This is a genomic window from Streptomyces sp. SYP-A7185 (assembly GCF_046103685.1).
Classification (GTDB): Bacteria; Actinomycetota; Actinomycetes; order Streptomycetales; family Streptomycetaceae; genus Streptomyces.
The window spans coordinates 6,779,999-6,805,627 of the sequence record NZ_CP122310.1 but is presented as its reverse complement, the minus strand read 5'-3'; the positions used below and the strand labels follow the sequence as shown (position 1 = coordinate 6,805,627).

Sequence of the window (25,629 nt, the reverse complement as noted above, 5' to 3'; positions counted from 1 at the left end):
CCCTCAGGCCCGGTGTCCCGGCTCGTCGCGCGGCACACCGACGGTGACCCGCAGGCCGTGCGGTTCGTTCCGCTCGTACGCGATGGTGCCGCCGCCCGCGGCGAGCAGGGCGCGCGAGATGGACAGGCCAAGACCCGAGCCCTTGACGTTCTGGTGGCGGTTGCTGCGCCAGAAGCGGTCGCCGATGCGGGCGAGCTCGTCCTCCGTGAGGCCCGGGCCGCCGTCCGTGATCACCGTGGTCGTCGTATCGCCGCTCCAGGAGACCTCCACCCGCACCTCCTCGCCCTCGGGCGTGAACTTGAGGGCGTTGTCGATCACCGCGTCCAGGGCGCTGGACAGGGCGACCGGGTCGGCCCAGCCGGTGGTCGCCGGGCAGTGGCCGGTCAGCCGCACCCCGTGCTCCTCGGCGAGCGGGCGCCAGGCGCCGACGCGTTCGGCCGCGAGTTCGCCGATGTCGGTGAGGCACAGGTCGGCGGCGGCGTGCTCGGCCAGCGCGAGGCCCAGGAGGTCGTCGAGCACCTGGGCGAGGCGCTTGCCCTCGGTGCGCACGGAGGCGATCTCCTCGTTCCCCTCGGGCAGTTCGAGGGCGAGCAGCTCGATGCGCAGCAGCAGCGCGGAGAGCGGATTGCGCAGTTGGTGCGAGGCGTCGGCGACGAAGGCCCGCTGCTGCTCCAGGACGTCCTGGACGTTGTCGGCCATCTCGTTGAACGACCGGGCGAGGCGCCTGAGTTCCGGTGGCCCGCCCGCTGCCGCCACCCGTGACTTCAGGCGCCCGGTCGCGATGTCGTGCGTGGTCGCGTCCAGGACCCGCACCGGGCGCAGCACCCAGCCGGTGAGGCGCAGCGCGGCTCCGACGGCCAGGAGCATCGCCGCGAACTCGCCCGCGCCGATGAGCAGCCATCCCTGAAGGGTCTTGGAGCGCATGCGCCCCGTGGGCGAGTCGGTCACGACGACCGCGATGACGTCCCCGTCCCTGATCACCGGCGACGCGACGACGAGCCGGCCGCGCTGCCAGGGCCACACCTGCCGCGGATCGTGGCTTCCACGGGACCTGAGGGCCTCTTCGAAGGCCTCTCGCACCTCGGCGCCCCGGGGAGGCAGGAACCAGTCCCCGGGGGCGTGAGCCATGGGCTCACGGTCGCGGAAGAAGACGCCCGCCTTGATCCCGTAGACCTCGTGGTAGTAGTCGAGTTCGGTCTGGAGGGTCTCGCGGCGTTCGTCCTTGTCCCGCAGACGCGAGCCCGTGGGACGTTTCGTGACGAACTGCGCGAGCGCCGCGAAGCGCGCCGTGTCGTCGATCCGGTCGATGACCACCTTCTGCTGCTGCGCCGCCGCCACGCTCACCGCGAGAGGGAAACCGAGCGCGAGCAGCACACCCGCCATGAGGACGATGAGCAGCGGAAGGAGGCGAGAGCGCACCTGTCCTCGCTACTCGCTACGCGGCCGGGGCGACGAGCCGGTAGCCCACGCCCCGCACGGTCTCGATCAGGGCCGGCATGTGCAGCTTGGAGCGCAGGGAGGCGACGTGCACCTCAAGGGTGCGCCCCGTCCCCTCCCAGCTGGTGCGCCACACCTCGCTGATGATCTGCTCCCGGCGGAACACCACTCCGGGCCGCTGCGCGAGGAGCGCGAGCAGGTCGAACTCCTTGCGGGTCAGCTGCACCGTCGAACCGTCCACGCTGACCTGCCGGGTGGGCAGTTCGATGCGTACGGGACCGAGGCGCAGTTCGCTGTCCGCGGGGCCCGCGGCGGCGCCGGACGGCGGCCGCCGGATGACCGCGTGGATACGGGCGATCAGCTCTCCGGTGTCGTACGGCTTCACCACGTAGTCGTCGGCCCCCAGGTTCAGGCCATGGATGCGGGAGCGCACGTCGGCACGTGCCGTCACCATGATGACGGGGATCGATCCGCGCTTGCGGATCTTGCCGCACACCTCGTAGCCGTCCTGGTCCGGCAGTCCCAGATCCAGGAGCACGACCCCGAAGGGGGCCGTCTTGCCGGGCAGCAGGGCCTGTAGCGCTTCCTCGCCGCTGCGGGCGTGCACGACGTCGAAGCCGTGCCTGGCCAGGACCGCGGACAGGGCGGCGGCCACGTGATCGTCGTCCTCGACGAGGAGCAGTCTCATGCGGGCCTCCTCCGGTTCATCGGTCGTTCCGTTCGCGCTCGCCACCGGCCGGTACGCGCGCGTGCACAGGCACCAAGGCATCCACGCCGATACATAAGGACCGCGTCAAGTGCGTTCGGGTCACGGGCACGTTCCGTTATGTAGCCGGTACGCACGCGCGGCGTCCCCTTCACACGGAGTGTCCGGTTGCGGCCGGATCGTTATGCTCAATTTCCCCTCAGATGTAATGACGCTGGTCGCACCGGGTTATTACTGTCCTCCCAACCGAGGAGGATGGAGCAACAACCCGTGACCGAAGTATCGGTGACCAAGGACGCCATACCGCCCGGGGCGGACGACCTGGTCGTGCTGAAGAACGTCAACAAGCACTTCGGCGCTCTGCACGTCCTCCAGGACATCGACCTGACCATCACCCGCGGTGAGGTCGTCGTCGTGATCGGCCCCTCCGGGTCGGGCAAGTCGACACTGTGCCGCGCCATCAACCGTCTGGAGACGGTCGAGTCGGGAGACATCTCGATCGACGGCAAGCCGCTGCCCCAGGAGGGCAAGGAGCTCGCCAGGCTCCGTGCGGACGTGGGAATGGTCTTCCAGTCCTTCAACCTTTTCGCGCACAAGACCGTGCTCGAGAACGTGATGCTGGGCCAGATCAAGGTGCGCAAGACGTCGAAGGCGGAAGCCGAGACGAAGGCGCGCGGCCTCCTGGACCGTGTGGGTGTCGCCACCCAGGCCGACAAGTACCCCGCGCAGCTCTCCGGTGGCCAGCAGCAACGCGTGGCGATCGCCCGCGCGTTGGCGATGGACCCCAAGGTCATGCTCTTCGACGAGCCCACGTCGGCGCTCGACCCCGAGATGATCAACGAGGTCCTGGAAGTCATGCAGCAGCTCGCTCGTGACGGCATGACCATGGTCGTCGTCACCCACGAGATGGGCTTCGCCCGCTCCGCGGCCAACCGCGTCGTCTTCATGGCGGACGGCCGCATCGTCGAAGAGGCCGTGCCGGACCAGTTCTTCAGCAACCCGCGCAGCGACCGGGCCAAGGACTTCCTGTCGAAGATTCTTCACCACTGACGCACAGCTCCCCGCGCGTCTCACCACTCTTCTGCCGAAACAAAGGATGTTCACCATGAAGGCTCGCAAGGTCACCGCGGCGGCTGCCGCCGTACTCGCGCTCTCCGTCACGGCCACGGCTTGCGGCTCGGACGACAAGGACGACAAGGGTTCCGGCGGTGGCGGCAAGAAGATCGCCATCGGCATCAAGTTCGACCAGCCGGGCATCGGCCTGAAGACGCCGGACGGTTACACGGGCTTCGACGTCGACGTCGCGACCTACGTCGCCAAGGAGCTCGGCTACAAGGCCGGGGACATCGAGTGGAAAGAGACCCCCAGCGCGGACCGCGAGACCGCCCTCCAGCGTGGTGACGTGAAGTTCATCGCTGCGTCGTACTCCATCAACGACGAGCGCAAGCAGAAGGTCGACTTCGCGGGCCCGTACCTGCTCGCCCACCAGGACCTCCTGGTCCGGTCGGACGACAAGATCACCAAGGGCACGGACCTCAACGGCAAGAAGCTCTGCTCGGTCACCGGCTCCACCTCGGCGCAGAACGTCAAGAAGGAGATCGCGCCCAAGGCCCAGCTGCGTGAGTACGGCACCTACTCCGAGTGCATCGACGGACTGGGCAGCGGCGCCGTCGACGCGCTGACCACGGACGACTCGATCCTCGCCGGTTACGCGGCGCAGGAGCAGTACAAGGGCAAGTACAAGCTCGCCGGTCTCAAGCTGACCAACGAGAACTACGGCATCGGCATCAAGAAGGGCGACTCCGCCCTCCAGAAGAAGATCGACGCCGCCCTGACCAAGATGGTCGAGGACAAGTCCTGGGACGAGGCCGTGAAGAAGAACTTCGGCCCGGCCAACTACAAGAACGAGCCCGCGCCGAAGATCGGCGAAATCGTCAAGTGACCTTGCCGGAACGGCTCCTGAAGCCGGTCCACTGACAGGGCACACGCCGGTACGCCGCCGCTCCTGGGCGGCGGCGTACCTCGCCATCACCACATGCGAGAGCGCGGGAGATCGTGTTCGACTTTCTTGAAGACTACGACTTGCTCGAGGCCTTCTGGATGACGGTGAAGCTGACCGTCTTCGCAGGCATCGGTTCCTTGGTCTGGGGCACTCTGCTGGCCGCCATGCGCGTCAGCCCGGTTCCGGTCATGCGCTGGTTCGGCACCGCGTACGTCAACATCGTGCGCAACATCCCGCTGACCGTCATCATCGTGTTCAGCTCGCTCGGGCTCGCCGACGTCTTCGGCATCACCCTGGGCGCGGCCGACGACTTCGACCTCCTGGGCTTCCGCCTCGCGGTGCTCAGTCTCGGCGCCTACACATCGGCCTTCGTGTGCGAGGCGGTGCGGTCCGGCATCAACACCGTGCCGCTCGGCCAGGCGGAAGCGGCGCGCGCCCTCGGCCTGAGCTTCAGCCAGGTTCTCGGCCTCATCGTGCTGCCACAGGCCTTCCGCTCCGTGATCGGTCCCCTCACCAACGTGCTGATCGCCCTGACCAAGAACACCACGGTCGCAGCGGCCATCGGTGTGGCGGAGGCAGCTCTGCTGATGAAGGAAATGATCGAGAATGAGGCGCAGTTGTTCGCCATCACCGCGGTGTTCGCGCTCGGATTCGTGGTGCTGACCCTGCCGACCGGCCTCATACTCGGGTGGCTCGGCAAGCGCCTGGCGGTGAAGCGATGACTTCCGTCCTCTATGACGCACCCGGGCCGCGCGCCAAGCGGCGCAACGTCCTGATATCCCTGCTCTTCCTTGCTCTCCTGCTCCTGGGTCTCTGGTGGGCCTGGAGCATGATGTCCGACAAGGGTCAGCTGGAGTGGGCCAAATGGAAGCCCTGGCTCGCCGGCTCTGAGGCATGGACGACGTACCTGCTGCCGGGTCTCGCGAACACGCTGAAGGCCGCGGGCCTCGCCATGGTGATCGCGCTTCCGCTGGGCGCGCTCTTCGGTATCGCACGACTCTCCGACCACCAGTGGGTCAGGGTCCCCGCCGGCGCCGTCGTCGAGTTCTTCCGGGCGATCCCGGTCCTGATCCTGATGGTCTTCGCCAACCAGTTCTACTCGATGTACACCGACGTGAGCACCGACGCGCGCCCGATGTACGCCGTGGTCACGGGCCTGGTGCTCTACAACGCCTCCGTGCTCGCCGAGATCGTGCGCGCGGGCATCCTGTCGCTGCCCAGGGGCCAGACGGAGGCCGCCAAGGCCATCGGCCTGCGCAAGGGCCAGACCATGACGAGCGTGCTGCTTCCGCAGTCCGTGACCGCGATGCTGCCGGCACTGGTCAGCCAGCTCGTCGTCATCGTGAAGGACACCGCCCTCGGCGGGGCGCTGCTCAGCTTCCCCGAGCTGCTCAACGCCCGGAAGACGGCGGCATCGTTCTACGGCAGCGTCATCCCCAGCTTCATCGTGGTCGCGGTGATCTTCATCGTCCTGAACCTGCTGCTCACTACGCTGGCTTCCTGGCTGGAGCGCCGCATGCGCCGCTCCAAGAAGAGCACGGGCGCCGTGGTGGGCCCCGAGGCGCTCGAGAACTTGGAGACGATCGGTCCCCAGACGATCCGAGCCGACCACGGTGAAAACACCGGAGGCGGCGGTTAGCCGGAGTACCCGAATCGATCGATGAGACACACGGAGGCAGTGGCTTTGCGCCACTGCCTCCGTCTTTTTCATGCCGCCCGAGCATCGCAGGTGCCGCCGCACGGCCGCCGCACGCAACGGGACGGCGGCACCGACCACTCCCGGTGTGATCTGTGGACCGCCTCGTCACACGTTCGCCCAAGCGCCACAGCAGCCGGTCGGCAACTTGACGCGGGCACCGGCGGTGGGTTGCATACGTTCTGTGATCGTGCACCGGGCTCCAACTGCCAGTTCCCGTACGTATGTCCAGCGCTCCCGGGCCCTTGCGGCGGGAGGGTTCGCACCGTGGACCCGGTGATCGTCGTCGGCGCGGGTCCCGTGGGGCTCACGCTTGCCCTGGCTCTCGCGCGTCACTCCGTACCCACGGTCGTCCTCGACGAAGGGCCCGGCAAGGACGAGCAGCGGCCCGCACGGACCGTCATCCTGCGGGATGACACCGCGGCCCTCATGGAGCGGCTTGCCGGTCACTCGTTCGGTGACCAGGATTCGGGTGCGCGGTGGGGCGGCTGGCGTTCCCTGCGGCGCAAGCAGCTGATGCGGGAGATCACGTTCGGTGACGAGATGCCCGCCCCGCTGCACGTGCCCCAGCACGCGCTGACCGGTTCCCTGCGCGCGGCCATCGCCGAGGAGCGCCTCGTCAAGATCGCCGTGGAGAGCAAGCTCGACTCCCTGGAGCAGGACGCGGGCGGCGTGACCGCTCACACGCGCGGTCCCAAGGACACCTGGTGGCGGGGCAGTTATCTGGTGGGCTGCGACGGGCCGCGGTCGACCGTGCGCAAGCTCCTCGACGTCCGCTTCCCGGGGCGTACGGCCGTCGAGCGACACGCCGTGGCCGCGCTGCGCACGGAACTTCCCGGACCCGGCCAAGCGTTGTTGCACCGGAATCCCCCGTGGCGCCACGGGGGCGCCGAGGTGACGGGCCGTCCGCTCGCCGACGGGGTGTGGCGGCTCGACTGGCTGCTGCCGCCGCGCGGCGAGTTCGTGACGCCGGACGCCCTCGTGGTCCGTATCCGCGAGACCCTCGCGGGCTGGTGCGACGGCTCCACGCCTCCGTACGAGCTGCTCGACACGGGTGTGCACACCGTGCACCACCGGCTCGCCCGCCGGTGGCGGGTCGGTCGTGCCTTCCTCGCGGGTGATGCCGCGCATCTGCTCGGCGCGCTCGGTACGCAGGGGCTCGACGAAGGGCTGAGGGACGCGGACAACCTCGCCTGGAAGCTGGCGCTTGCCTGGCATCACGGCGCGCGGGACGCCCTGCTCGACAGCTATCAGACCGAGCGCCGGGCCAGTGTCGCCGCACGCCTGCGCGCCGCGGACCAGTCGCTGCCCATACTGCGGGGCGGCAAGGGCCTGCGGTCCTACGTCCCGGGGTCGGCGCGCGGCCACGACGCCCTGCTCACCGACGGCCATGTGGGGCGCGGCCCGCTCGGCGCGCCCGCGTCCTACGCCGAATCGCCGCTGGCACCACCGCTCTCCGAGTCCGAGGTCCCCGTTGCCACGGAGCCCGGGGCACCCGTGACCGACGTGCGGGTGACGGCGCCCGACGGGTCCTTCGTACAGCTGCGCGACCGGCTCGGCCTGGGCCGGCTCCTGGTCGTACTCGTCGCACCCGGCACGGTGGTCTGGGAGCGACGGCACTGGGTGTCGGCCGGGATCATGCCCCGGCTCGCCGCCGCCGTCACGGCGCTGCCGCACCCCGCGGAACTGCTCGTCGCGGAGAGTTACCCGGGAGCCCCCGCGCACTCCGTGCTGCTCATCCGCCCCGACGGCCACTTGGTCACCGCGCTCGGCGGGGTGCGCCCCGCCGAGCTGTATACGGCGGCCGAGGCAGCCCTGGGCGGGGCGGCTCCGAAGCGGCGCGCGCAGGGTGAGGCGGACGAGGCGGACACCCAGGAGAAGGCGGAGAGCACGGCCGCCGCGAGCCGGCCGACCACACAGTGAGAAGGAGTTGACCGGCACGCAGCGTCATGGTCTACTCCGAAACGTGACCGACACCGATGTGCGCCTGTGGCGGCGGGTCCATATGGACCTCGTCCGCTATGCGGGCTGCGTGTGTCGCCCGTCCTGCTGAAGTCGCTTTTCCTCTGCGCGCCCTCTTCCGGTTTTCGGCGCGCGCTTCCGCGAACCTCCAGGACGGTACCCGTGTCTGCTTCTCTCTCCGCTCCGCGTGCTTCCGCCACGCACGCCTCCACGGCGGTCTCCGCGCCCACCGCCGCCGAGCTCCTCGACTTCGTACGCCGTAGCGCCGCCGACCCCGAGCTCATCGCCTCACTGCCGCTCGACCCCGAAGGGCGTACGTGGGTGCGCCTCGAAGGGCCCGGTGGCAGCGAGGCCTGGCTGATCGGCTGGCCGCCCGGCACCGGCACCGGGTGGCACGACCACGCGGAGTCGGTCGGCGCCTTCCTCACGGCCGCGGGCGCCCTCAAGGAGAACTCGCTCGCCGCCCGCCTCCCCACCGACGGCTGGAAGACCCTGGAGCTGTCCGAAGGGGTGGACCGCGAGCGGGAGTTGACGGCGGGCAAGGGCCGGGCATTCGGTCAGAACCACGTGCACGAGGTCCTGAACGAATCCGCGAGCGAGCACGCGATCTCCGTGCACGCCTACTATCCGCCGCTCCCCCGCATCCGCCGGTACAGCCGTACGGGCCCGGTCCTGCGCCTGGAGTCCGTGGAGCGCCCGGAGGACTGGCAGTGAGCGAGCACACCCAGGACGTACGCCCCATAGGCGGGCAGCCAGCGCAGGACGAAGCTCCGGTCGGCATCGACGAGTTGCTGGAGCGGGTGCGGCTCGGCCTCGACCGGGTCACCCCCCAGGAGGCACGCGACACCGCGGCCGCGGGCGGGCTCCTGGTCGACATCCGGTATGCGGCCCTGCGCGAGCGGGACGGCCTGATCCCCGGGGCCCTGGTCGTCGAGCGCAACGAACTGGAGTGGCGGCTGGACCCCCAGGGCAGCCACCGTGCGGCCGAGGCCGTCAGCCACGATCTGCGGGTCGTCGTGGTCTGCAACGAAGGCTATGCGTCGAGTCTCGCGGCCGTCTCCTTGCGGCAGTTGGGGCTGCGGCACGCGACCGATCTCATCGGCGGGTTCCAGGCGTGGAAGGCCGCCGGGCTTCCCGTCGCCGACTGAGCACGCGCGCGTGGGCGCCCCTGACCGAAGCCGGTAAGGGGCGCCCACCATTGCGTACTGACACTTACTGCTGCCAGATGCTGCTGCACCTACTGCGCAAGCGCGCCCCGCCGCCTACTCCTTGGCTGTTGCCACGGTGACGGGGCTCGGCTTGAGGGCGGCGCGGCCCGGGAGCGCGGTCGCGGTGAGGGCGAGCAGGGCCGCGACGGCCACCACGGCGACGTACACCAGGGGCGTGACGGAGGGGGCGGCGCTGCCGGTCATGCCGATGCTGAAGGCGGTCAGGACGGCGAGCGCGATGCAGCTGCCGAGGGCCGCGCCGATGAGCAGGACGGAGAGCGCCTCCTTGCGGAGCATGCCGAGGACCTGGCGGCGTTGGGCGCCCGCGAGGCGCAGCATCGCGAACTCCCGCACACGTTCGGAGACCGACATCGCGAGCGTGTTCACGACGGCGATCGCGGTGAAGGCCAGGATGAGGCCCATGGCCAGGTAGTTGACCTCGGCGTTCGCCTGCTGGCGCTCGGCCTGGAGGTTGTCGACGGCGGCCGGGGCGAGCACGCGCAGACCCGGGAACTTCGCGACACCCGCCGCGAGTTGTTCCTGTGTACGGTCACTCTTGATCAGGACCGTGGCGGCGAGCGGGTTGTCGACGTGGCGGGCGACCAGGTCGTGCGTCATGGTCAGATCCCCGAACCCGAGTCCGCGCGCGTACACGGCCCTGACCTTGAGCGTGGTTTTCGTGCCGTCGCCGAGGGTCAGCTTCAGCGTGCCGCCGGGCCGCAGGCCGAGTTGGTCGGCGGCCAGTTCGCTGACGGCCACGCTGCCCTCGCCGAAGCCCTTAAGGGATCCGGCGGTGACGTCCGGGTCCCAGGTGCGGGCCAGACCTGCCGTACTGACGCCCTGCGCCGGGTACTTGTCGAGTCCCACGCGCACGGTGGTGCGGACGACCTCGGTGGCGGCCTCGACGCCCTCGGTCGTACGCAGCGTGCGCGCGGCCTCGGCCGGGACGCCGGGCCCCTGGGCCGCGAGGACCCAGTCGGCCCGGATGCCCTCGCGGGCCTGGGCGCGGGCCGCGTCGCCGAGGGTGGGCTGGACGAACAGGACGGTGCAGGTCATGCCGATGAGGAGGGCGAGCGGGGTGACGGCTGCCGCCATCCGGGCCGCGTTGCCGTGGAGGTTGACGTGCGCGAGGCGGCCACCGGGACCGGACAGCCGCAGCGGGCCGCGGAGCACGGCGGCAGCGGCCTTCACCAGAAGCGGGCCCAGGAGCGCGATGGCGGCGGAGAGGACCACCACGGCCAGGAACGTCACGGGGGTCGACGCGGGCTCGGTGCGCAGCACGCTGAGCACGGCGACGAGCACGACGCCCCCGGCGAGCGTGAGGAGACCGGCGATGATGCGGCTCCACGCGGGCCGGTTGCGCTCGACGCGCGCTTCGGCGAGTGCCTCGGCCGGGCGGATACGGGCGATGCGGCGGGCCGAGAGACGGGCGGCGGCCCAGGCTCCGAGCAGCGTCGCGGCCACGGCGGCGAGGAGCGGGAAGACGCTCACGGTCCGCTCCAGGGTGGCGGGGACGGCGCCCATGTCCACGAATCTGCCGTGCAGCCAGCCGCCGAGCGGGATGCCGGCGAGCGAGCCGGTGACGCCCGCGGCCGCGCCGACGATCAGGGCTTCGCGGCCGAGGAGTCTGCGGATCTGCTTCGGGGTGGCGGCGATGGCGCGGAGCAGGGCCAGCTCGCGGTGGCGTTGCTGCACGGAGAGGGCGAAGGTGCCGACGACCACGAGGACCGCGACGAGGAGCGAGGTGCCGCCCATCGCCCCGCCCATGCTGACCAGCTTGACGCGGGCGCCCGCCGCGTCGAGGAACTCCACCGGGCCACGGTCATCGCCGACGCTGACCTGCGCTGTCGTACCGGCGAGTGCGTCTGTGACCGCACTCTTGAGCTCGGCCGTCCCGGTGCCCCCGGCCGGTACGACGCCGAGGGTGGTGATCTTTCCGGGGTGCGCGGCGAGCCGCTCGGCCTCTTCGGCGGAGAAGAACAGGGACGTCTGGTGGCCGAGGGCGCCTTCGGAGGGGGCGGCCACACCGGTGATGCGGTAGGAGCGCGGGGCCTGGGTCGACTGGACGGTGAGCCGGTCGCCGGTCTTGAGGTGCGCGCGTTCGGCGAGGCCGCGGTCGACGACGAGGTCGCCGGTGGCCCGCGGGGCCTTGCCTTCGACCAGACGGAAGGGGGTCAGCGCCGCCGACTCCCAGGCGTGGCCGTACGAGGGCTTGTCCCCGGGATCACCGGCGGTGGGCATCAACGGCTGCGCGAGGAAGGTGAGTTCGGGGATGACGTCGCCGACGCCCGGCACGCCCTTGAGTCTGTGCGCGATGTCGGCCGGCAGCCAGGCCCGCTCGGCGATCGGCTTGGCCTTGTGCTTGACCTTGGTCTTGCCCTTCTTGTGCTTGACCGTGGTCTGGTGGACGTTCTGGTCGGCGGAGACGATGACGGGGGTGGCGGCGTAGCGCTCCGTCTGGATGGTGCCGCGCAGGCCGGTCTCCAGGAGGGTGCCGCAGGCCGTGATGAGCGCGGCGGCGCACATCAGCGCCAGGAAGGCCCCGAGGAACCCGCCCTTGCGGTCTCGGACGGTCTGCAATGCGTAACGCAGCATCATGATGTGGCCTCGGGCTCGGAGGAGTGGGAGGGCGGGACGGAGGGCGAAGGAGCCGACGGGGGCGCGGGCGCTTGGGCGGGCGCAGGCGCTTCGGCGGGCGCAGGCGCTTCGGCGGATGCGGGCGCGGGCGCGGGGAAGGCCAGGAGCCGGGTGAGGACGGTGCGGGCGTCGGGCGGGGTCTCGGCGTCGGGGCGCTTGTAGCGGTTGAGGAGGGCGATGTACTCCTCGAAGAACGCGCGGAGCTCGGGAAGCGTCAGCCGGATGGTGCCGCGCGAGTAGGGGAACGCGTCGGCCCACTCGCCGAGTTCGGCGCCCGCCTCACCGACTTCACCCGCTTCACGCTGCAACCGCTCGAAGAGTTCCAGGTCGGCGGCGTACGCGAGGTGGTTCAGCTCGTCCATGACGAGCCGTGTCTCGGCGTTCTGCTTGCTGCGCGGCGGGAAGCGCCGGTCGCCGGGGATCGCGCGCCACCAGCGTTCGCGGCCGTGACCCGTTCCCTCGGCCCCATCGGTCTCCTCGACGAAGCCGTAGCGGGCGAGTTCGCGCAGGTGGTAGCTGGTGGCCCCGGTGTTGAGGCCGAGCGCCCTGGCGAGCGTCGCGGAGGTGGCCGGGCCGTGCACGGTGAGGTGCTGGAGCATCTGCTGCCGCCGGGGCTGTGCCAGCGCTTTGAGGACGCGGAGGTCGCTCAGCTCCTCCGGGGCGCCGTCGGTCGTGCCGGTTTCCTTTGCCATGCGTACACAGTCGCCTGTGCACAGGTCCCTGTGCATTGCGGTGGCCCGGCGTCTCCGACGGGGGGTTAACCCCACCCTGCGGGCGGAGAAGGGAAGTTACCCCCGGGGGTCCAGGAGCCTGGGCCCCGCAGCCCCGCAGCCCCAGCGCACGCGAAGCAGAACGCGAAAGGGCCGGGCCGCGGTCCGCACCGCGCTGCCCGGCCCTGACCTGGGCCCCACCCCCGCGAGGGCCCTGGTCGGCTCAGTCCTCTTCGTACCCCAAGTCCCCCGCGTCCTCGCCCTCTTCCTCGATGGCCTGCCGGACGATCCGGAGCGCCAGGCCCTGCGAATAGCCCTTGCGGGCGAGCATGCCCGCGAGGCGGCGCAGTCGCTTGTCGCGGTCGAGGCCCCGTGTGGCCCGGAGCTTGCGGGCGACGAGCTCGCGTGCCGTCGCCTCCTCCTGTTCCGAGTCGAGCTGTCCGACGGCCTCCTCGATCAGCGTGGCGTCCACGCCCTTCGTACGCAGCTCCTGCGCGAGCGCCCGGCGGGCCAGGCCCCGGCCGTGGTGCCGGGACTCCACCCACGCTCCCGCGAAGGCGCCGTCGTTGATGAGGCCGACCTCTTCGAAGCGGGTCAGTACCTCATCGGCCACGTCCTCCGGGATGTCCCGCTTGTGCAGCGCGTCCGCCAGCTGTTTGCGCGTGCGCGGGGTCCCGGTGAGCAGCCGCAGACAGATCGCCCGCGCCTTCTCGGCCGGATCCGTCGGCGGCGGCTCCCCCTTCTCGGCCCTCGACGAGGAAGGGGGGCCGCTGTCCTGTGAGCCACCGCCCCGGCCTTCACCGAAGCCGCCACGCCGTCGGCGCCCCCTCCGGCCGCCGCCCCCGCGGAAGCCGGTGCCGTCACCTTCCTGGTCGGCGCCACCCTGATCCGCACCGTCCGCGAAGCCTCTGCCCGCGGGGTCGGTGTGGTGCTCGGGAGCGACCTGGTCCGCCCAGTCCGTGCGCCGCGTCATGGATCAGCTCTTGGCCGCGGCGGCCTTGGGCTTGGTGGCCTTGGCCGCCGGCGCGGGCACCGTCTTCGCGGCGTCCTCGGCCGTCGCGCCCGCGGCGTCCTTGCCGGGCTCCTCGGCCTTGGGCTCATCGGCCTTCGGCTTCACGCCGACGCCCAGCTTCTCCTTGATCTTCCGCTCGATCTCGTTGGCGAGGTCGGGGTTGTCCTTCAGGAAGTTGCGGGCGTTCTCCTTGCCCTGGCCGAGCTGGTCGCCCTCGTACGTGTACCAGGCGCCCGCCTTGCGGACGAAGCCGTTCTCGACGCCCATGTCGATCAGGCCGCCCTCGCGGCTGATGCCCTGGCCGTAGAGGATGTCGAACTCGGCCTGCTTGAAGGGCGGCGCGACCTTGTTCTTGACGACCTTGACGCGGGTGCGGTTGCCGACCGCGTCCGTGCCGTCCTTCAGGGTCTCGATCCGGCGGATGTCGAGACGCACCGAGGCGTAGAACTTCAGCGCGCGGCCACCGGTCGTGGTCTCCGGCGAGCCGAACATCACGCCGATCTTCTCGCGGAGCTGGTTGATGAAGATCGCGGTGGTCTTGGACTGGTTGAGCGCGCTGGTGATCTTCCGGAGCGCCTGGCTCATCAGACGGGCCTGGAGGCCCACGTGCGAGTCACCCATCTCGCCCTCGATTTCCGCGCGCGGCACCAGGGCCGCGACGGAGTCGATGACGATCAGGTCGAGCGCGCCGGAGCGGACCAGCATGTCGACGATCTCCAGAGCCTGCTCGCCGTTGTCCGGCTGGGACAGGATCAGGTTGTCGATGTCGACGCCCAGCTTCTTCGCGTACTCGGGGTCGAGTGCGTGCTCGGCGTCCACGAAGGCGACGGCGCCGCCCGCGCGCTGTGCGTTCGCCACGGCGTGCAGCGTCAGGGTCGTCTTACCGGAGGACTCCGGTCCGTACACCTCCACCACACGGCCGCGCGGGATACCGCCGACGCCGAGCGCGACGTCGAGCGCGGTCGATCCCGTGGGGATGACCTCGATGGGGTCGTTCGGCCGCTCGCCCATGCGCATCACTGCGCCCTTGCCGAACTGCCGTTCAATCTGTGCGAGCGCGGCTTCGAGCGCCTTCTCGCGGTCGGTTCCTGCCATGGGTTCCACCCGATTTGCTTGTGTCGATCGCTTCACGTCAATGACGCTAGCGCCTGCCACTGACAATCCGCCCCGACGCCCGTCCGGCCTGTGGATAACTCGAGGCGATCGCCCCGCCGGAATCCGCCGGAGCCCCAGGGATCCCCCCGCGAAAACCCCGGGAAAACGCCGCCAGGCAACCCATAAGAATGGATGTTCGATTTTGGTGTCAAGCGCACCACGCGGCAGTCACCGAGACTACGGAACGGTTCGGTCCGCCGGGCGTACCTACCTGGGGCCAGGGCCAGGGGCGGGGCCGGAGCCCGGCGCGGAGCCGGGGTCCGGCGTGGCGTCGGAGCCCGGTGTGGCGTCGGGATCCGGGCCCGCAGCTTCCTCCGAGGCGACCTCGGCCTCCGATGCCGCCCCCGGATGGTTCGGTCCGCGCAGGGCACGCCTCATGCGCGTGAGGAGGGACACCCCGCCCTTGCGCCGGTGCCCGTGGACGCGCGGGTCGTCCGTGACGTCGTACCGCTTCACGTACGCCCCCAGGAAGGCCTGGAGGGTCGCGATCGCCGGGATGGAAATCAGGGCGCCGACCGCGCCGAGGAGAGCCGTGCCCGCGATGACCGAGCCGAAGGCGACCGCCGGGTGGATGTCCACGCTCTTGGCGGTGAGCTTGGGCTGGAGGACGTAGTTCTCGAACTGCTGGTAGACCACGACGAAGATCAGCACCCAGAGCGCGTACCAGGGGTTGACCGTGAAGGCGATCAGCATCGGCAGCGCGCCCGCCAGGTACGTGCCGATGGTGGGGATGAACTGCGAGACCAGACCGACCCACACCGCGAGCACGGGCGCGTACGGCACGCCGAGCGCTTGCAGCAGGACGTAGTGCGCGACTCCGGAGATCAGCGCCATCAGACCGCGCGAGTAGAGGTAGCCGCCGGTCTTGTCGACCGCGATCTCCCAGGCGCGGAGCACCTCGGCCTGGCGGGCCGGCGGCAGCACCGAGCAGAGCGCGCGCCGCAGCCGCGGGCCGTCGGCCGCGAAGTAGAACGAGAACAGCAGGACCGTCAGGAGTTGGAAGAGCCCGCCGAGGACCTGCGCGGAGACGTCCAGAACACCGCTCGCGCTGTTCTGCACGTACTTCTGGAGCCAGTCCGAGTGCACCAGGCTGTCCTGGATCTCGACGCGGGAGAGATCCGTGTGGAACGTCTGGTTGATCCAGCTGATGACCTTGTCGAGGTAGTCGGGGAAGTCCTCGACCATGTCCACGATCTGGCCCGCGAGCATCGACCCCATGAGCGTGATGAAGCCCGCGCTCGCGATCAGGACACCGAGGAAGACCAGGAAGGTGGCGAAGCCCCTGCGCAGCCCGCGCGCGGCCATCCAGCTCACCGCGGGCTCCACCGCGAGCGCCAGGAAGAAGGCGATCAGGATGTTGATCAGCAGCCCGGTCAGCTGGTGGAAGGCCCAACTACCCAGCTGGAAACAGGCGATGAGCGCGAGGGCGAGCACCATGGCGCGCGGCAGCCAGCGCGGCATGCTGGCGGCCCGCCCGTTCTCCGCCCCTCCGGGGGGCTGTGCGGGCGGCGTCGTGCCGAGCGGAGCTACGTCCTGAGTGACCTGCGCGGTCTCGTCTCTCGATGCCACGGGCCCAGTCTCGCCCACGTCACCGACATTCGGCCGCCACCCCCGCGGCTTCGTGCTCGACGGCGGCCCCGAAGAGCCGCCGGAGGACGGCGAACTATCCGGCCGTCAGCGCTTTTCGGCCGGTACGTCCATGGCCGCGCACACCGCGCGCCAGACGTCCTTGGCGTCCCAGCCCGCGTCCAGTGCCTGGTGCACCGTACGCCCGCCGAGCTCGGCCATCACATGATCGCGGGCGAACGAGTCGGCGTACCCCTGTCCGAAGTGGTCAGCCATCCGCTCCCAGAAAACCGTCAACCGCATGCACTCAGTATCGCTCCCTTGGGAGTGCAGCCGGGCGCAGGGGCTCACCGAAGGCGCTTTCCGGCCCTACGGTCTGTCCATGGCCGAAACCGGAGCATCCCCGCTCGCCGCGTCCTCGCCGGTCGCACGCGCCGAGCACTTCGTCTGGCTGACCGCGCGTATCCTTGAGCAGCGGCGGTTCGCGTACCACTTCCTGAACAACACGGGCGGCACGGGCGGCGCCGGAGGCGACCCGGCGGCCGACGCGGTCGAGACCGCCCTGAACGCGTACGGCACCGAGGACGGCGGATACGGGTACGCGCTCGAACCGGATCTGCGCGGCCCCGTCAGCCAGCCCCTGCACGTCGGCCACGCGCTGCGCGTCCTGGACACGATCCGGCGCTGCGGCGGGCAGCGGGTGGAGCGCGTGTGCCGCTATCTGACGTCGGTTTCGACGTCGGACGGCGCCCTTCCGGCGATCCATCCCAGCCAGCGCGGCTATCCCTCCGCGCCGTTCGTGCCCGTGGTGGACGATCCGCCGAGCGAGCTCCTCGCCACCGGCCCCGTGGTGGGCCTGCTGCACCGCAACGAGGTGTGGCACGCCTGGCTGTTCAGGGCCACCGACTTCTGCTGGGCCGCGGTGGAGTCCCTGGAGAAGTCACATCCGTACGAGATCCAGGCGGCCGTGGCCTTCCTCGACGGGGCACCCGACCGCCCGCGCGCGGAGGCGGCGGCCGACCGGCTCGGCAGGATCGCGCGGGAGCAGCGCCTGGTGGCGCTCGACCCCGAGCGGCTGGACTCGTATCCCGTGGCGCCGGGCTACGCACCGGGCGAGCACCACTTCGCGCACGACTACGCGAAGGTCCCCGAGTCGCTCGCGCGCGCGTGGTTCACCGACGAGGAGATGGCGCGCTCCCTGGACTTCCTCGAACGGGCACAGCAGGAGGACGGCGGCTGGCCGGTCCTCTGGCGCCAGTGGGCACCGGGCAGCGCCCTCGAATCCCGCCCGATCGTCACCATCGAGGCACTGCGCACACTGCAGGCGTACGGCCGGTCCATCACCTGAGAGGTGCAGACGGGCAGTCCACCTGAGAGGTTCAGACGGGCACTCCGTCACCTGAGGGGTGAGGCAGGGGCTTCCTCGGCCTCGCGCAACAGCAGCGCCGCGATGGCGAGTGCCGTGCCGCGCGGTGCCGACAGATCGATGCCGGTGAGCTCGCCGATCCTCGCCAGGCGGTTGTCCACGGTGTTGGGATGCAGGCCGAGGGCGGCGGCGGTCGCCCTGCGCTCCTGCTGCCGGCCCAGGTGGGTGCGGAGGGTCTCCAGGAGTTCGGGCCGGTCGGCCAGCGGGTCGAGCAGCGCGGAGATGAGGTGGCTGCTCTCGTTGCGGCGCGAGAGGTGGTACTCGAGGAGCACGTCCTCCATGCGGTGCAGTCCCGGAGGCAGGCCGCACGCGCGCGTGATGCGCAGGATCTCGGTGGCGGTGCGGGCCGCGTCGGCGACGTCCTCGGGCCCGGCCGCGTCCACGGCGGCGACGCGCACGGGAAGGTCGCAGGCCTTGCCGAGACGGAGCGGCAGGTCCTGGGGCGGCCGGCACTCCTGGGGCACGACGACCCGTCCCCCGTCGGCCTCCAGGAGCGCGAGCACCTCCGTACCGAAGGCGTGGTCCAGGGCGGTCTGCACGCGCCGCAGCCGCCGCCGTACCGCCACGGGCCCTTCAGCCGGTGCCCGGTCGAAGCCGACCGCCAGGACGAGCACCGGCCCCGCGAGGCACAGTTGGTCGAGCAGCACATGGCCGGGCGGCACCAGCCCGTCCAGCAGGCCGCGGATCAGCGAACCGCGCTGGGCGCGCTGCTCGGCCTCCAGGGCGGACCGCTCGTCCAGGTAGGTCTCGGCCACGGTCCCGACGATCGCCGGATGCGACTGGAGGAGTACGTCCACCAGTTCGACCAGGGCCGCTTCCTCGCCGGGGCGGGCCACGTCGCGCAAGGCCTGCCACAGGACGTAGACCCCCAGCGCGTGCGTGCGCAGCAGCAGGTGCAGCGGCATACCCTCCTCCGCGCGCTGCGCGGCCCGCTCGCGGAAGACCCGGTGGCTGCCGGGCCGGTCGCTGACGCGCCGCAGGAAGAGGCGCACCCCGTGGCGTGCGGTCGCGGCTATCTCCAGGTCCTTCACGTCGTCGGGAAGCTCCGCGTACCCGGGCAGTTCCTCGAACGCCTCACGGGCCATCCTGCGGGCCAGTTCGTTGACCCTGGGCTCGCAGCGCGCCGCGAGGGCCCTCGCCTCGGAGGACAGCTGCACGGTGCCTCCTCTCCGGGGGCCTTGCCTCGGCCGTGACGCGTCACATTACCTATGCGGCCCGGTCACCCCATGAGCGCCCGCACCCCCGCGGTGACGACCACGGCGGCCCCGATGACGACCAGGAAGGGTGCCCGCAGCAGGAGCGCCACGGCCGCCGCAGCCAGGCCCACGGCCTTGGCGTCCAGTTCCGGGACCCGGCCGTCGGCGAAGGCCTGCTGGGCCGTGAGCGCTGCCAGGAGCGCCACGGGCAGCAGAGCGGCCATGCGCTTGACGAGGGGGCGTTCCAGGGCGCCCGCGGGCACCAGCAGGCCCGCGAGCTTCACGAGGTAACAACCGGCGAAGGTCACGCCGATCGCGATCCAGATGTTCAACGGTCTTCCTTCTGGGTGTCGTCCCGGGTGTCCGCGCAGCGCGCGTCCTGCTCGGAGGCGCAGGAGGCCTTGCGGCCCTCCACGTAGAGCACCGCCGGTGCGGCCAGCGCGGCCACCAGGACCGGCACTCCGGCCGGCAGCACGGGCAGCAGGCCGAGCCCCAGGACGACCGCGAGCACCGCCACGGCCCGCTCCGTGGCCGTCCGCAGCATCGGCGCGAGCAGCGCGAGGAAGACCGCGGGCCCCGCGGCGTCGAGCCCCCACGCGTCGGTGTCGCCGATGGCCTCGGCACCGAGGGCCCCGAGGAGCGTGGTGAGGTTCCACAGCAAGTAGAGGCTCAGTCCGGTGACCGTGAAGCCGATGCGGGCGGCCCGCCGGGTGGGCTGTGCGAGGGAGACGGCGGTGGTCTCGTCGATGACCCAGTGGGCGGCGAACGGGCGCACCGCGCGCGGGAGGGCGAGCAGCTGCGAGAGCCGCAGCCCGTAGAACGCGTTGCGTACGCCGAGGAAGAAGGCGCCCGCGGCGGCGGTGAACGGATTCCCGCCGCCCGCGAGGGCTCCGACCAGCGCGAACTGCGAGGCGCCGGTGAAGACCAGCAGGCTGAGCGCGCAGGTCTGGAGCACGGTGAGGCCGCCGCCCGCCGAGGTCACCCCGAAGGCGAAGCCGGACAGACCGACGGCGATCCCGACGCCGAGGGCGTCGCGCACCACGGCGGAATCGGGCTTCCCGGTCCCATCCGCTCCTCCTTGCCGGGAAGCGCCTGCCTCGCCGCCGTGCCCGGGCGGGCCGACGTCCGCGCCCCCGGGGCTGCCCGGACCTGGGCTTATGTCTGCTGGTGTCGTCTGTTCTGCCACACCCCGGACGGTACGAGCAGGGCCGCTTCCCCGTCTTGTACGTTCTTGCGCTCCCGCTGGTACGCCCCGGGCGGCACCCCGACGATGCGCGTGAAGTGCCGGTTCAGATGCGGCTGATCGGTGAAGCCCACGGCGACGGCCGCCTCGGCCGGCGACGTTCCCGCGTCCAGGAGGCGCCGCGCGGAACGCACCCGCGCGTCGGTGAGCCAGGTGTGCGGCGGCATCCCGTACACGTCACGGAAGGCCCGCAGCAGGGCGAAGGGCCCGACGCCGAGCTCGCTCGCGAGGCGCTCCAGGCTCGGCGGGTCGACGAGCCGCTCCTCCAGGACGGCACGCGCGCGTGCCGCGACCCGCGCGCCGGCCGTGCGCACGGCCCGTTGCGGGAGGCGCCCGCCGTTCAGCCGCAGCAGCCGGGTCACGGCGACCCGCAGCAGGGTGTCGGCGGCCAGCGCGTTGCCCTCGTCGGCGGCCCACAGCACCCGGTGGACGAGTCTCACGCCGTACGGATCCTCCAGCACCGGCAGGGCGAAGCCGGGGGTGCCCCGGATGTCGGTGGTCTCCGCGGCGATGGCGGCGACCAGGTCGGGCGACGGATAGACCACCCCGTACCGCCATCCGCCGGGGCCACCGGCCCGGCCCGTGTGCATGGTGTCCGGGTTGATCAGGGCGAGCGTTCCGGGCCCCGCGTGCTGTTCGCCGTCGCCGTGGTGGAAGACGTCGACGCCCTCGGCGATCGCTGCGATGACGTAGTGCTCGTGGGTGTGCCGCACGAACGTTTTGTCGATGTAGTGGGCACGCAGCAGGTCGACCCCGGGCAGCTCCGCGTACCGCCAGTGCCGCGCCTGCTCCGCCGAACCTGCCATGACCCCATTCTGCGCCAGCCACGCAAACGCTTCTCCGCAGGTCGGCGCCGTTGTCAGTGGCGGAGTGCAGGATGGGGTCATGGCCAGGTCCGCATCCAGTGCTCCCGACGCCCCCGGCGCCCTAGACGGGTTCTCCCCCGCGACCCGCAGCTGGTTCACGGGGGCCTTCTCCGCGCCCACGTCCGCGCAGGCCGGGGCGTGGAAGGCCATCGGCGAGGGCTCGGACGTGCTGGTCGTGGCGCCCACCGGCTCGGGCAAGACGCTGGCCGCGTTCCTCGCCGCCCTCGACCAGCTGGCGTCGACCCCGCCGCCCGCCGACCCCAAGAAGCGCTGCCGCGTGCTGTACGTGTCTCCGCTGAAGGCGCTGGCGGTCGACGTGGAGCGCAATCTGCGCAGCCCGCTCACCGGCATCCGCCAGGAGTCCGTCCGCCTCGGACTCGCCGAGCCCGAGGTGCGGGTAGGCATCCGTTCGGGCGACACCCCGCCCGCCGAGCGCCGCTCCCTGGCCACGCGCCCGCCGGACATCCTGATCACCACCCCCGAGTCGCTCTTCCTGATGCTGACCTCCGCCGCGCGGGACGCGCTCGCGGGCATCGAGACGGTGATCCTGGACGAGGTGCACGCCGTCGCGGGCACCAAGCGCGGCGCCCATCTCGCCCTCTCCCTGGAGCGGCTCGACGAACTGCTGCCGCGGCCCGCCCGCCGCATCGGCCTGTCGGCGACGGTCCGCCCGGTGGACGAGGTGGCGCGCTATCTCTCCCCGCAGCGCCGGGTGGAGATCGTCCAGCCGCCGTCCGGCAAGGAGTTCGATCTCTCCGTGGTCGTGCCGGTCGAGGACCTCGGGGAGCTGGGCGGTTCGCCGGTCGCGGACAACGACCAGGGTGCGGAGCGTCCCTCGATCTGGCCGCACGTCGAGGAGCGCATCACCGACCTCGTCCAGGCCCACCGCTCGACCATCGTCTTCGCCAACTCCCGCCGCCTGGCGGAGCGCCTGTGCAACAGGCTGAACGAAATCGCGTACGAACGCGCGACGGGAGAGCCCCTCCCCGAGGACCACTCCCCCGCGGAGCTGATGGCCGAGTCCGGCGCGGCCAAGGGCGCCCCTCCGGTCCTCGCCCGGGCGCACCACGGCTCGGTCTCCAAGGAGCAGCGCGCGCTCGTCGAGGAGGACCTGAAGGCGGGCCGGCTGCCGGCCGTCGTCGCCACGTCCAGCCTGGAGCTCGGCATCGACATGGGCGCGGTCGACCTGGTGATCCAGGTCGAGTCGCCGCCCTCCGTGGCCTCCGGCCTCCAGCGTGTCGGCCGGGCGGGACACCAGGTGGGGGCGGTCTCCACCGGTGTCGTCTTCCCCAAGTACCGAGGTGACCTGGTGCAGGCCGCCGTGGTCACCGAGCGGATGCGGACCGGCTCCATCGAGTCGCTGCGCATCCCGGGCAACCCCTTGGACGTCCTGGCGCAGCAGCTCGTCGCGACGGTCTCCCTCGACACCTGGCAGGTCGACGACCTGCTGGCCCTGGTCCGCCGTGCCGCCTCCTTCGCCTCGCTCCCGGAGTCGGCGTTCACGGCCGTCCTGGACATGCTCGCGGGCCGCTATCCGTCGGACGCCTTCGCGGAGCTGCGCCCGCGCGTGGTGTGGGACCGCGTCGCCGGCACCGTCACCGGGCGGCCGGGGGCCCAGCGTCTCGCGGTCACCTCCGGGGGCACGATTCCCGACCGCGGCCTCTTCGGGGTCTTCCTCGCCGGGGCCGACCCCAAGAAGGGCGGGGGCCGCGTCGGCGAGCTCGACGAGGAGATGGTCTACGAATCCCGGGTGGGCGACGTCTTCACGCTCGGCACCAGCTCCTGGCGCATCGAGGACATCACGCGCGACCGCGTGCTCGTCTCCCCCGCCCCCGGTGTCCCGGGCCGGCTGCCCTTCTGGAAGGGCGACCAACTGGGCCGCCCGCTCGAACTGGGCCGTGCGGTGGGCGCCTTCCTCCGCGAGGTCGGCTCCCTCTCGCGTGACGACGCGCGCGTGCGCCTGCTGGCCGCGGGCCTGGACGACTGGGCCGCGGACAACGTCCTGACGTACCTCACCGAGCAGCGCGAGGCCTGCGGCCACATCCCGGACGACCGCACCATCGTGGTCGAGCGCTTCCGCGACGAGCTGGGTGACTGGCGGGTCGTGGTGCACTCCCCGTTCGGCGCACAGGTGCACGCCCCCTGGGCCCTGGCCCTCGCCTCCCGGCTGACCGAGCGGTACGGCATGGACGCCCAGGTCATGCACGCCGACGACGGCATCGTGCTGCGCCTCCCGGACGCCGACCTGATGAGCCTGGACCTGCTCGACCAGGAGCCCGCCGACCAGCCCGTGGGGTACGACAACGAACAGGCCCCCGTAGGCGCGGGAGACGTCGCCTTCGACAAGGGCGAGGTCAACCAGATCGTCACCGACCAGGTCGGCGGCTCGGCCCTGTTCGCCTCGCGCTTCCGCGAGTGCGCCGCCCGCGCGCTGCTGCTGCCCCGCCGCAGCCCCGGCAAGCGCACGCCGCTGTGGCAGCAGCGCCAGCGCGCCGCGCAACTGCTCCAGGTGGCGAGCGAGTTCGGCTCGTTCCCCATCGTCCTGGAAGCGGTCAGGGAGTGCCTCCAGGACGTCTTCGACGTGCCTGGCCTGACGGAACTGATGGGCGACATCGAGTCCCGCAAGGTCCGCCTCGTCGAGGTCACCACCCCCGAGCCCTCCCCCTTCGCCCGCTCCCTCCTGTTCGGGTACGTGGCGCAGTTCCTGTACGAGGGCGACTCCCCGCTCGCCGAGCGGCGCGCGGCGGCCCTGTCCCTGGACTCCCGGCTGCTCTCGGAGCTCCTCGGCCAGGCCGAGCTGCGCGAACTGCTGGACGCCGACGTCCTGGCGGAGCTGGAGCAAGAGCTCCAGTGGCGCACGGAGGACCGCCGGATCAAGGACGCCGAGGGCGTCGCCGACCTGCTGCGCCTCCTGGGGCCGCTCACCACCGCCGAGCTGGCCGAGCGCGGTGGCGAGCCGGAGTGGGCCCAGGAGCTGGCCTCCGCCCGCCGCGCCATCAGTGTCCGCATCGCCGGGGCGGACCACTGGGCGGCCATCGAGGACGCGGGCCGGCTGCGGGACGCGCTGGGCACGGCGTTGCCGGTCGGCGTCCCCGAAGCGTTCACCGAGCCCGTCAAGGACCCCCTCGGGGACCTCGTCGCGCGGTTCGCCCGCACCCACGGCCCGTTCACCTCGGCGACGGCGGCCGCCCGTTTCGGCCTCGGCGTCGCCGTCACCGAGGGCGCGCTCCAGCGCCTCGCGGCCAACGGACGTGTCGTACAAGGAGAGTTCCATCCGGCGGGCATCGGCCAGGAGTGGTGCGACGCGGCCGTCCTGCGCCGGCTGCGCCGCCGCTCCCTCGCGGCCCTGCGGCACGAGCTGGAGCCGGTGCCGCCCGCCGCGCTCGCCCAGTTCCTGCCCCAGTGGCAGCACCTGGGCGGACACGGCCTGCGGGGCATGGACGGACTGGTGCGCGCCATCGAGCAGTTGCAGGGCGCGACCGTGCCCGCCTCCGCCCTGGAGAAACTGGTCCTGCCCTCCCGCGTCTCCGGGTACGCACCCGCGATGCTCGACGAGCTCACCGCCGCCGGAGAGGTGGTGTGGGCGGGGGCCGGGTCCCTGCCGGGCAAGGACGGCTGGGTCTCCCTGTACCTGGCCGACGCCGCGCCCCTGCTCCTGCCGCCCGCGCACCCCCTGGAACTCACCGCGCTGCACCAGTCGGTCCTCGACACCCTCTCCGGGGGGTACGGCCTCTTCTTCCGCCAGATCGCCGACCAGGTGCGCGCCACGACCCACCCGGAGTCCTCCGACCTCCAACTGGCCGACGTTATCTGGGACCTGGCCTGGTCCGGACGGCTCACGAACGACACGCTCTCCCCCATGCGCTCGCTCCTCGGCTCGGGCCGCACCGCGGGCGCGACGGCCCACCGCGCCAAACGCTCCGCCCCGCGCGGACGGTACGGCGCGCTGACCGGCGCCGCCCGCCCCATGTCGTCGCGTACGGGCCCGCCCACCGTCGCGGGCCGCTGGTCCCTGCTCCCCCCGCACGAGCCCGACCCCACCCTGCGCGCCCACGCCCTGGCCCGCACCCTCCTGGACCGGCACGGAGTGGTCACCCGGGGAGCCGTCGCGGCCGAGGGCGTCGAGGGCGGCTTCTCGGCGACGTACCGCGTCCTGTCCGCCTTCGAGGACAGCGGCCAGGCACGCCGCGGTTACGTGGTCGAGGGGCTCGGCGCCGCCCAGTTCGCCATGGACGGCGCGGTGGACCGACTGCGCGCGGCGGCGAACGCCCGCGACCGCGCGGACAGTTCACCGGACGCCATGAACTACTCCCCGCACTCCGCGCGCTCTTCGGAGACCCAGGCCATCGTCCTGGCCGCCGCGGACCCGGCCAACGCGTACGGCGCGGCGCTCCCCTGGCCCGATCCGCCCACCGACGCCGGGCACAAGCCGGGCCGCAAGGCAGGCTCCCTGGTCGTCCTCGTCGACGGCGAACTGACCCTCTACATGGAGCGTGGCGGCAAAACCCTGCTCGCCTGGCCCGCGTCCCCGCAGGACGACACCCCGGCCACCGACGACGCCCGGCTGCACGCGGCCGCCGAAGCCCTCGCCGGCGCGGCCCGCGCGGGAGCGCTCGGCACGGTCACGGTCGAGCGCATCAACGGCGGCTCCTCCCTGACCTCTCCCTTCGCCCCTCTCCTGGAAGGAGCCGGCTTCCACGCCACCCCACGGGGGCTGCGCCTGCGCGCGTAAGGCCACGGAGCCTGCGCCTGCACGCGCAAGGCCACGCGGACACCTGCCCCCCTCGGCCGCACGGCCACAGGGCCG

Annotated in this window: 22 protein-coding genes; 10 read left to right on the top strand and 12 right to left on the bottom strand. The window is 71.7% G+C overall.

Features of this window, described 5'->3' with window-relative positions; genetic code table 11:
- Positions 1-3 precede the first annotated feature (3 nt).
- Entirely contained in the window at positions 4-1,419 is a 1,416-nt protein-coding gene (locus QBL25_RS29975) for an ATP-binding protein (protein ID WP_409060056.1), read from the bottom strand.
- Positions 1,420-1,435: 16 nt separating this feature from the next.
- Entirely contained in the window at positions 1,436-2,125 is a 690-nt protein-coding gene (locus QBL25_RS29970) for a response regulator transcription factor (protein ID WP_409060055.1), read from the bottom strand.
- A gap of 288 nt (positions 2,126-2,413) precedes the next feature.
- Here QBL25_RS29970 and QBL25_RS29965 point away from each other — a divergent pair, with 288 nt between their 5' ends.
- The 8 genes from QBL25_RS29965 (at position 2,414) to QBL25_RS29930 (ending at position 8,951) form a co-directional block, all read left to right on the top strand.
- Positions 2,414-3,193: an amino acid ABC transporter ATP-binding protein gene (locus QBL25_RS29965; protein ID WP_361843160.1), complete on the top strand. Its 780-nt coding sequence runs from the start codon at positions 2,414-2,416 to the stop codon at positions 3,191-3,193.
- Between the two features lie 55 nt (positions 3,194-3,248).
- Entirely contained in the window at positions 3,249-4,085 is an 837-nt protein-coding gene (locus QBL25_RS29960; protein ID WP_409060054.1) for a glutamate ABC transporter substrate-binding protein, read from the top strand.
- A 113-nt stretch (positions 4,086-4,198) separates the two neighbouring features.
- Positions 4,199-4,867, top strand: coding sequence for an amino acid ABC transporter permease (locus tag QBL25_RS29955; RefSeq protein ID WP_409060053.1), 669 nt, complete (start codon positions 4,199-4,201; stop codon positions 4,865-4,867).
- The gene (locus tag QBL25_RS29950; protein WP_409060052.1) at positions 4,864-5,784 is read left to right on the top strand and encodes an amino acid ABC transporter permease; all 921 of its coding nucleotides are present in this window, start codon (positions 4,864-4,866) and stop codon (positions 5,782-5,784) included. Before QBL25_RS29955 ends, QBL25_RS29950 begins: the two co-directional genes overlap by 4 nt.
- Positions 5,785-6,108: 324 nt before the next feature.
- The gene (locus QBL25_RS29945; protein WP_409060051.1) at positions 6,109-7,764 is read left to right on the top strand and encodes an FAD-dependent monooxygenase; all 1,656 of its coding nucleotides are present in this window, start codon (positions 6,109-6,111) and stop codon (positions 7,762-7,764) included.
- A gap of 82 nt (positions 7,765-7,846) precedes the next feature.
- Positions 7,847-7,894, top strand: coding sequence for a hypothetical protein (locus tag QBL25_RS29940; protein ID WP_309506048.1), 48 nt, complete (start codon positions 7,847-7,849; stop codon positions 7,892-7,894).
- A gap of 71 nt (positions 7,895-7,965) precedes the next feature.
- Positions 7,966-8,517, top strand: coding sequence for a cysteine dioxygenase (locus QBL25_RS29935; protein ID WP_409060050.1), 552 nt, complete (start codon positions 7,966-7,968; stop codon positions 8,515-8,517).
- On the top strand, positions 8,514-8,951 hold the full coding sequence (locus QBL25_RS29930) for a rhodanese-like domain-containing protein (RefSeq protein ID WP_409060049.1): 438 nt from the start codon (positions 8,514-8,516) through the stop codon (positions 8,949-8,951). Before QBL25_RS29935 ends, QBL25_RS29930 begins: the two co-directional genes overlap by 4 nt.
- Positions 8,952-9,065: 114 nt before the next feature.
- Here QBL25_RS29930 and QBL25_RS29925 read toward each other — a convergent pair whose 3' ends face one another.
- From QBL25_RS29925 to QBL25_RS29900, 6 genes are all read right to left on the bottom strand, one after another.
- Positions 9,066-11,609, bottom strand: coding sequence for an FtsX-like permease family protein (locus tag QBL25_RS29925; protein ID WP_409060048.1), 2,544 nt, complete (start codon positions 11,607-11,609; stop codon positions 9,066-9,068).
- Positions 11,606-12,340, bottom strand: coding sequence for an ArsR/SmtB family transcription factor (locus QBL25_RS29920; RefSeq protein ID WP_409060047.1), 735 nt, complete (start codon positions 12,338-12,340; stop codon positions 11,606-11,608). Before QBL25_RS29920 ends, QBL25_RS29925 begins: the two co-directional genes overlap by 4 nt.
- 241 nt (positions 12,341-12,581) lie before the next feature.
- Entirely contained in the window at positions 12,582-13,331 is a 750-nt protein-coding gene (gene recX / locus QBL25_RS29915) for a recombination regulator RecX (RefSeq protein ID WP_409060046.1), read from the bottom strand.
- A 3-nt stretch (positions 13,332-13,334) separates the two neighbouring features.
- Complete coding sequence (gene recA / locus QBL25_RS29910; protein WP_409060045.1) at positions 13,335-14,465, bottom strand: recombinase RecA; 1,131 nt, start codon at positions 14,463-14,465, stop codon at positions 13,335-13,337.
- A 267-nt stretch (positions 14,466-14,732) separates the two neighbouring features.
- A complete protein-coding gene (locus QBL25_RS29905; RefSeq protein WP_409060044.1) occupies positions 14,733-16,094 on the bottom strand; it encodes an AI-2E family transporter in 1,362 nt (453 codons plus the stop codon).
- Positions 16,095-16,199: 105 nt separating this feature from the next.
- Positions 16,200-16,394: a DUF3046 domain-containing protein gene (locus QBL25_RS29900; protein WP_409060043.1), complete on the bottom strand. Its 195-nt coding sequence runs from the start codon at positions 16,392-16,394 to the stop codon at positions 16,200-16,202.
- Between the two features lie 79 nt (positions 16,395-16,473).
- Between QBL25_RS29900 and QBL25_RS29895 the strand changes: the two genes are divergently transcribed.
- The gene (locus QBL25_RS29895; protein ID WP_409060042.1) at positions 16,474-17,439 is read left to right on the top strand and encodes a hypothetical protein; all 966 of its coding nucleotides are present in this window, start codon (positions 16,474-16,476) and stop codon (positions 17,437-17,439) included.
- Positions 17,440-17,486: 47 nt separating this feature from the next.
- Here the strand turns inward: QBL25_RS29895 and QBL25_RS29890 are convergent, their stop codons facing one another.
- From QBL25_RS29890 to QBL25_RS29875, 4 genes are all read right to left on the bottom strand, one after another.
- Positions 17,487-18,674, bottom strand: coding sequence for a PucR family transcriptional regulator (locus tag QBL25_RS29890; protein ID WP_409060041.1), 1,188 nt, complete (start codon positions 18,672-18,674; stop codon positions 17,487-17,489).
- Between the two features lie 62 nt (positions 18,675-18,736).
- Positions 18,737-19,045 carry an AzlD domain-containing protein gene (locus tag QBL25_RS29885; RefSeq protein WP_409060040.1) on the bottom strand — a complete coding sequence of 103 codons (309 nt, stop codon included), beginning with the start codon at positions 19,043-19,045 and terminating at the stop codon, positions 18,737-18,739.
- Positions 19,042-19,899, bottom strand: a complete 858-nt coding sequence (locus QBL25_RS29880) for an AzlC family ABC transporter permease (RefSeq protein WP_409060039.1) — start codon at positions 19,897-19,899, stop codon at positions 19,042-19,044. Before QBL25_RS29880 ends, QBL25_RS29885 begins: the two co-directional genes overlap by 4 nt.
- Positions 19,869-20,762, bottom strand: coding sequence for an AraC family transcriptional regulator (locus QBL25_RS29875; RefSeq protein ID WP_409060038.1), 894 nt, complete (start codon positions 20,760-20,762; stop codon positions 19,869-19,871). The genes QBL25_RS29880 and QBL25_RS29875 overlap by 31 nt, the downstream gene beginning before the upstream one ends.
- Positions 20,763-20,841: 79 nt before the next feature.
- Between QBL25_RS29875 and QBL25_RS29870 the strand changes: the two genes are divergently transcribed.
- Positions 20,842-25,554, top strand: coding sequence for an ATP-dependent helicase (locus QBL25_RS29870; protein ID WP_409060037.1), 4,713 nt, complete (start codon positions 20,842-20,844; stop codon positions 25,552-25,554).
- Positions 25,555-25,629 lie beyond the last annotated feature (75 nt).

Coding starts and splice junctions, on each gene's coding strand:
- QBL25_RS29970 (WP_409060055.1), bottom strand. CDS start 2,125: ATGAGACTGCTCCTCGTCGAGGACGACGATCACGTGGCCGCCGCCCTG.
- QBL25_RS29960 (WP_409060054.1), top strand. CDS start 3,249: ATGAAGGCTCGCAAGGTCACCGCGGCGGCTGCCGCCGTACTCGCGCTC.
- QBL25_RS29950 (WP_409060052.1), top strand. CDS start 4,864: ATGACTTCCGTCCTCTATGACGCACCCGGGCCGCGCGCCAAGCGGCGC.
- QBL25_RS29925 (WP_409060048.1), bottom strand. CDS start 11,609: ATGATGCTGCGTTACGCATTGCAGACCGTCCGAGACCGCAAGGGCGGG.
- QBL25_RS29920 (WP_409060047.1), bottom strand. CDS start 12,340: ATGGCAAAGGAAACCGGCACGACCGACGGCGCCCCGGAGGAGCTGAGC.
- recX (WP_409060046.1), bottom strand. CDS start 13,331: ATGACGCGGCGCACGGACTGGGCGGACCAGGTCGCTCCCGAGCACCAC.
- recA (WP_409060045.1), bottom strand. CDS start 14,465: ATGGCAGGAACCGACCGCGAGAAGGCGCTCGAAGCCGCGCTCGCACAG.
- QBL25_RS29900 (WP_409060043.1), bottom strand. CDS start 16,394: ATGCGGTTGACGGTTTTCTGGGAGCGGATGGCTGACCACTTCGGACAG.
- QBL25_RS29895 (WP_409060042.1), top strand. CDS start 16,474: ATGGCCGAAACCGGAGCATCCCCGCTCGCCGCGTCCTCGCCGGTCGCA.
- QBL25_RS29875 (WP_409060038.1), bottom strand. CDS start 20,762: ATGGCAGGTTCGGCGGAGCAGGCGCGGCACTGGCGGTACGCGGAGCTG.
- QBL25_RS29870 (WP_409060037.1), top strand. CDS start 20,842: ATGGCCAGGTCCGCATCCAGTGCTCCCGACGCCCCCGGCGCCCTAGAC.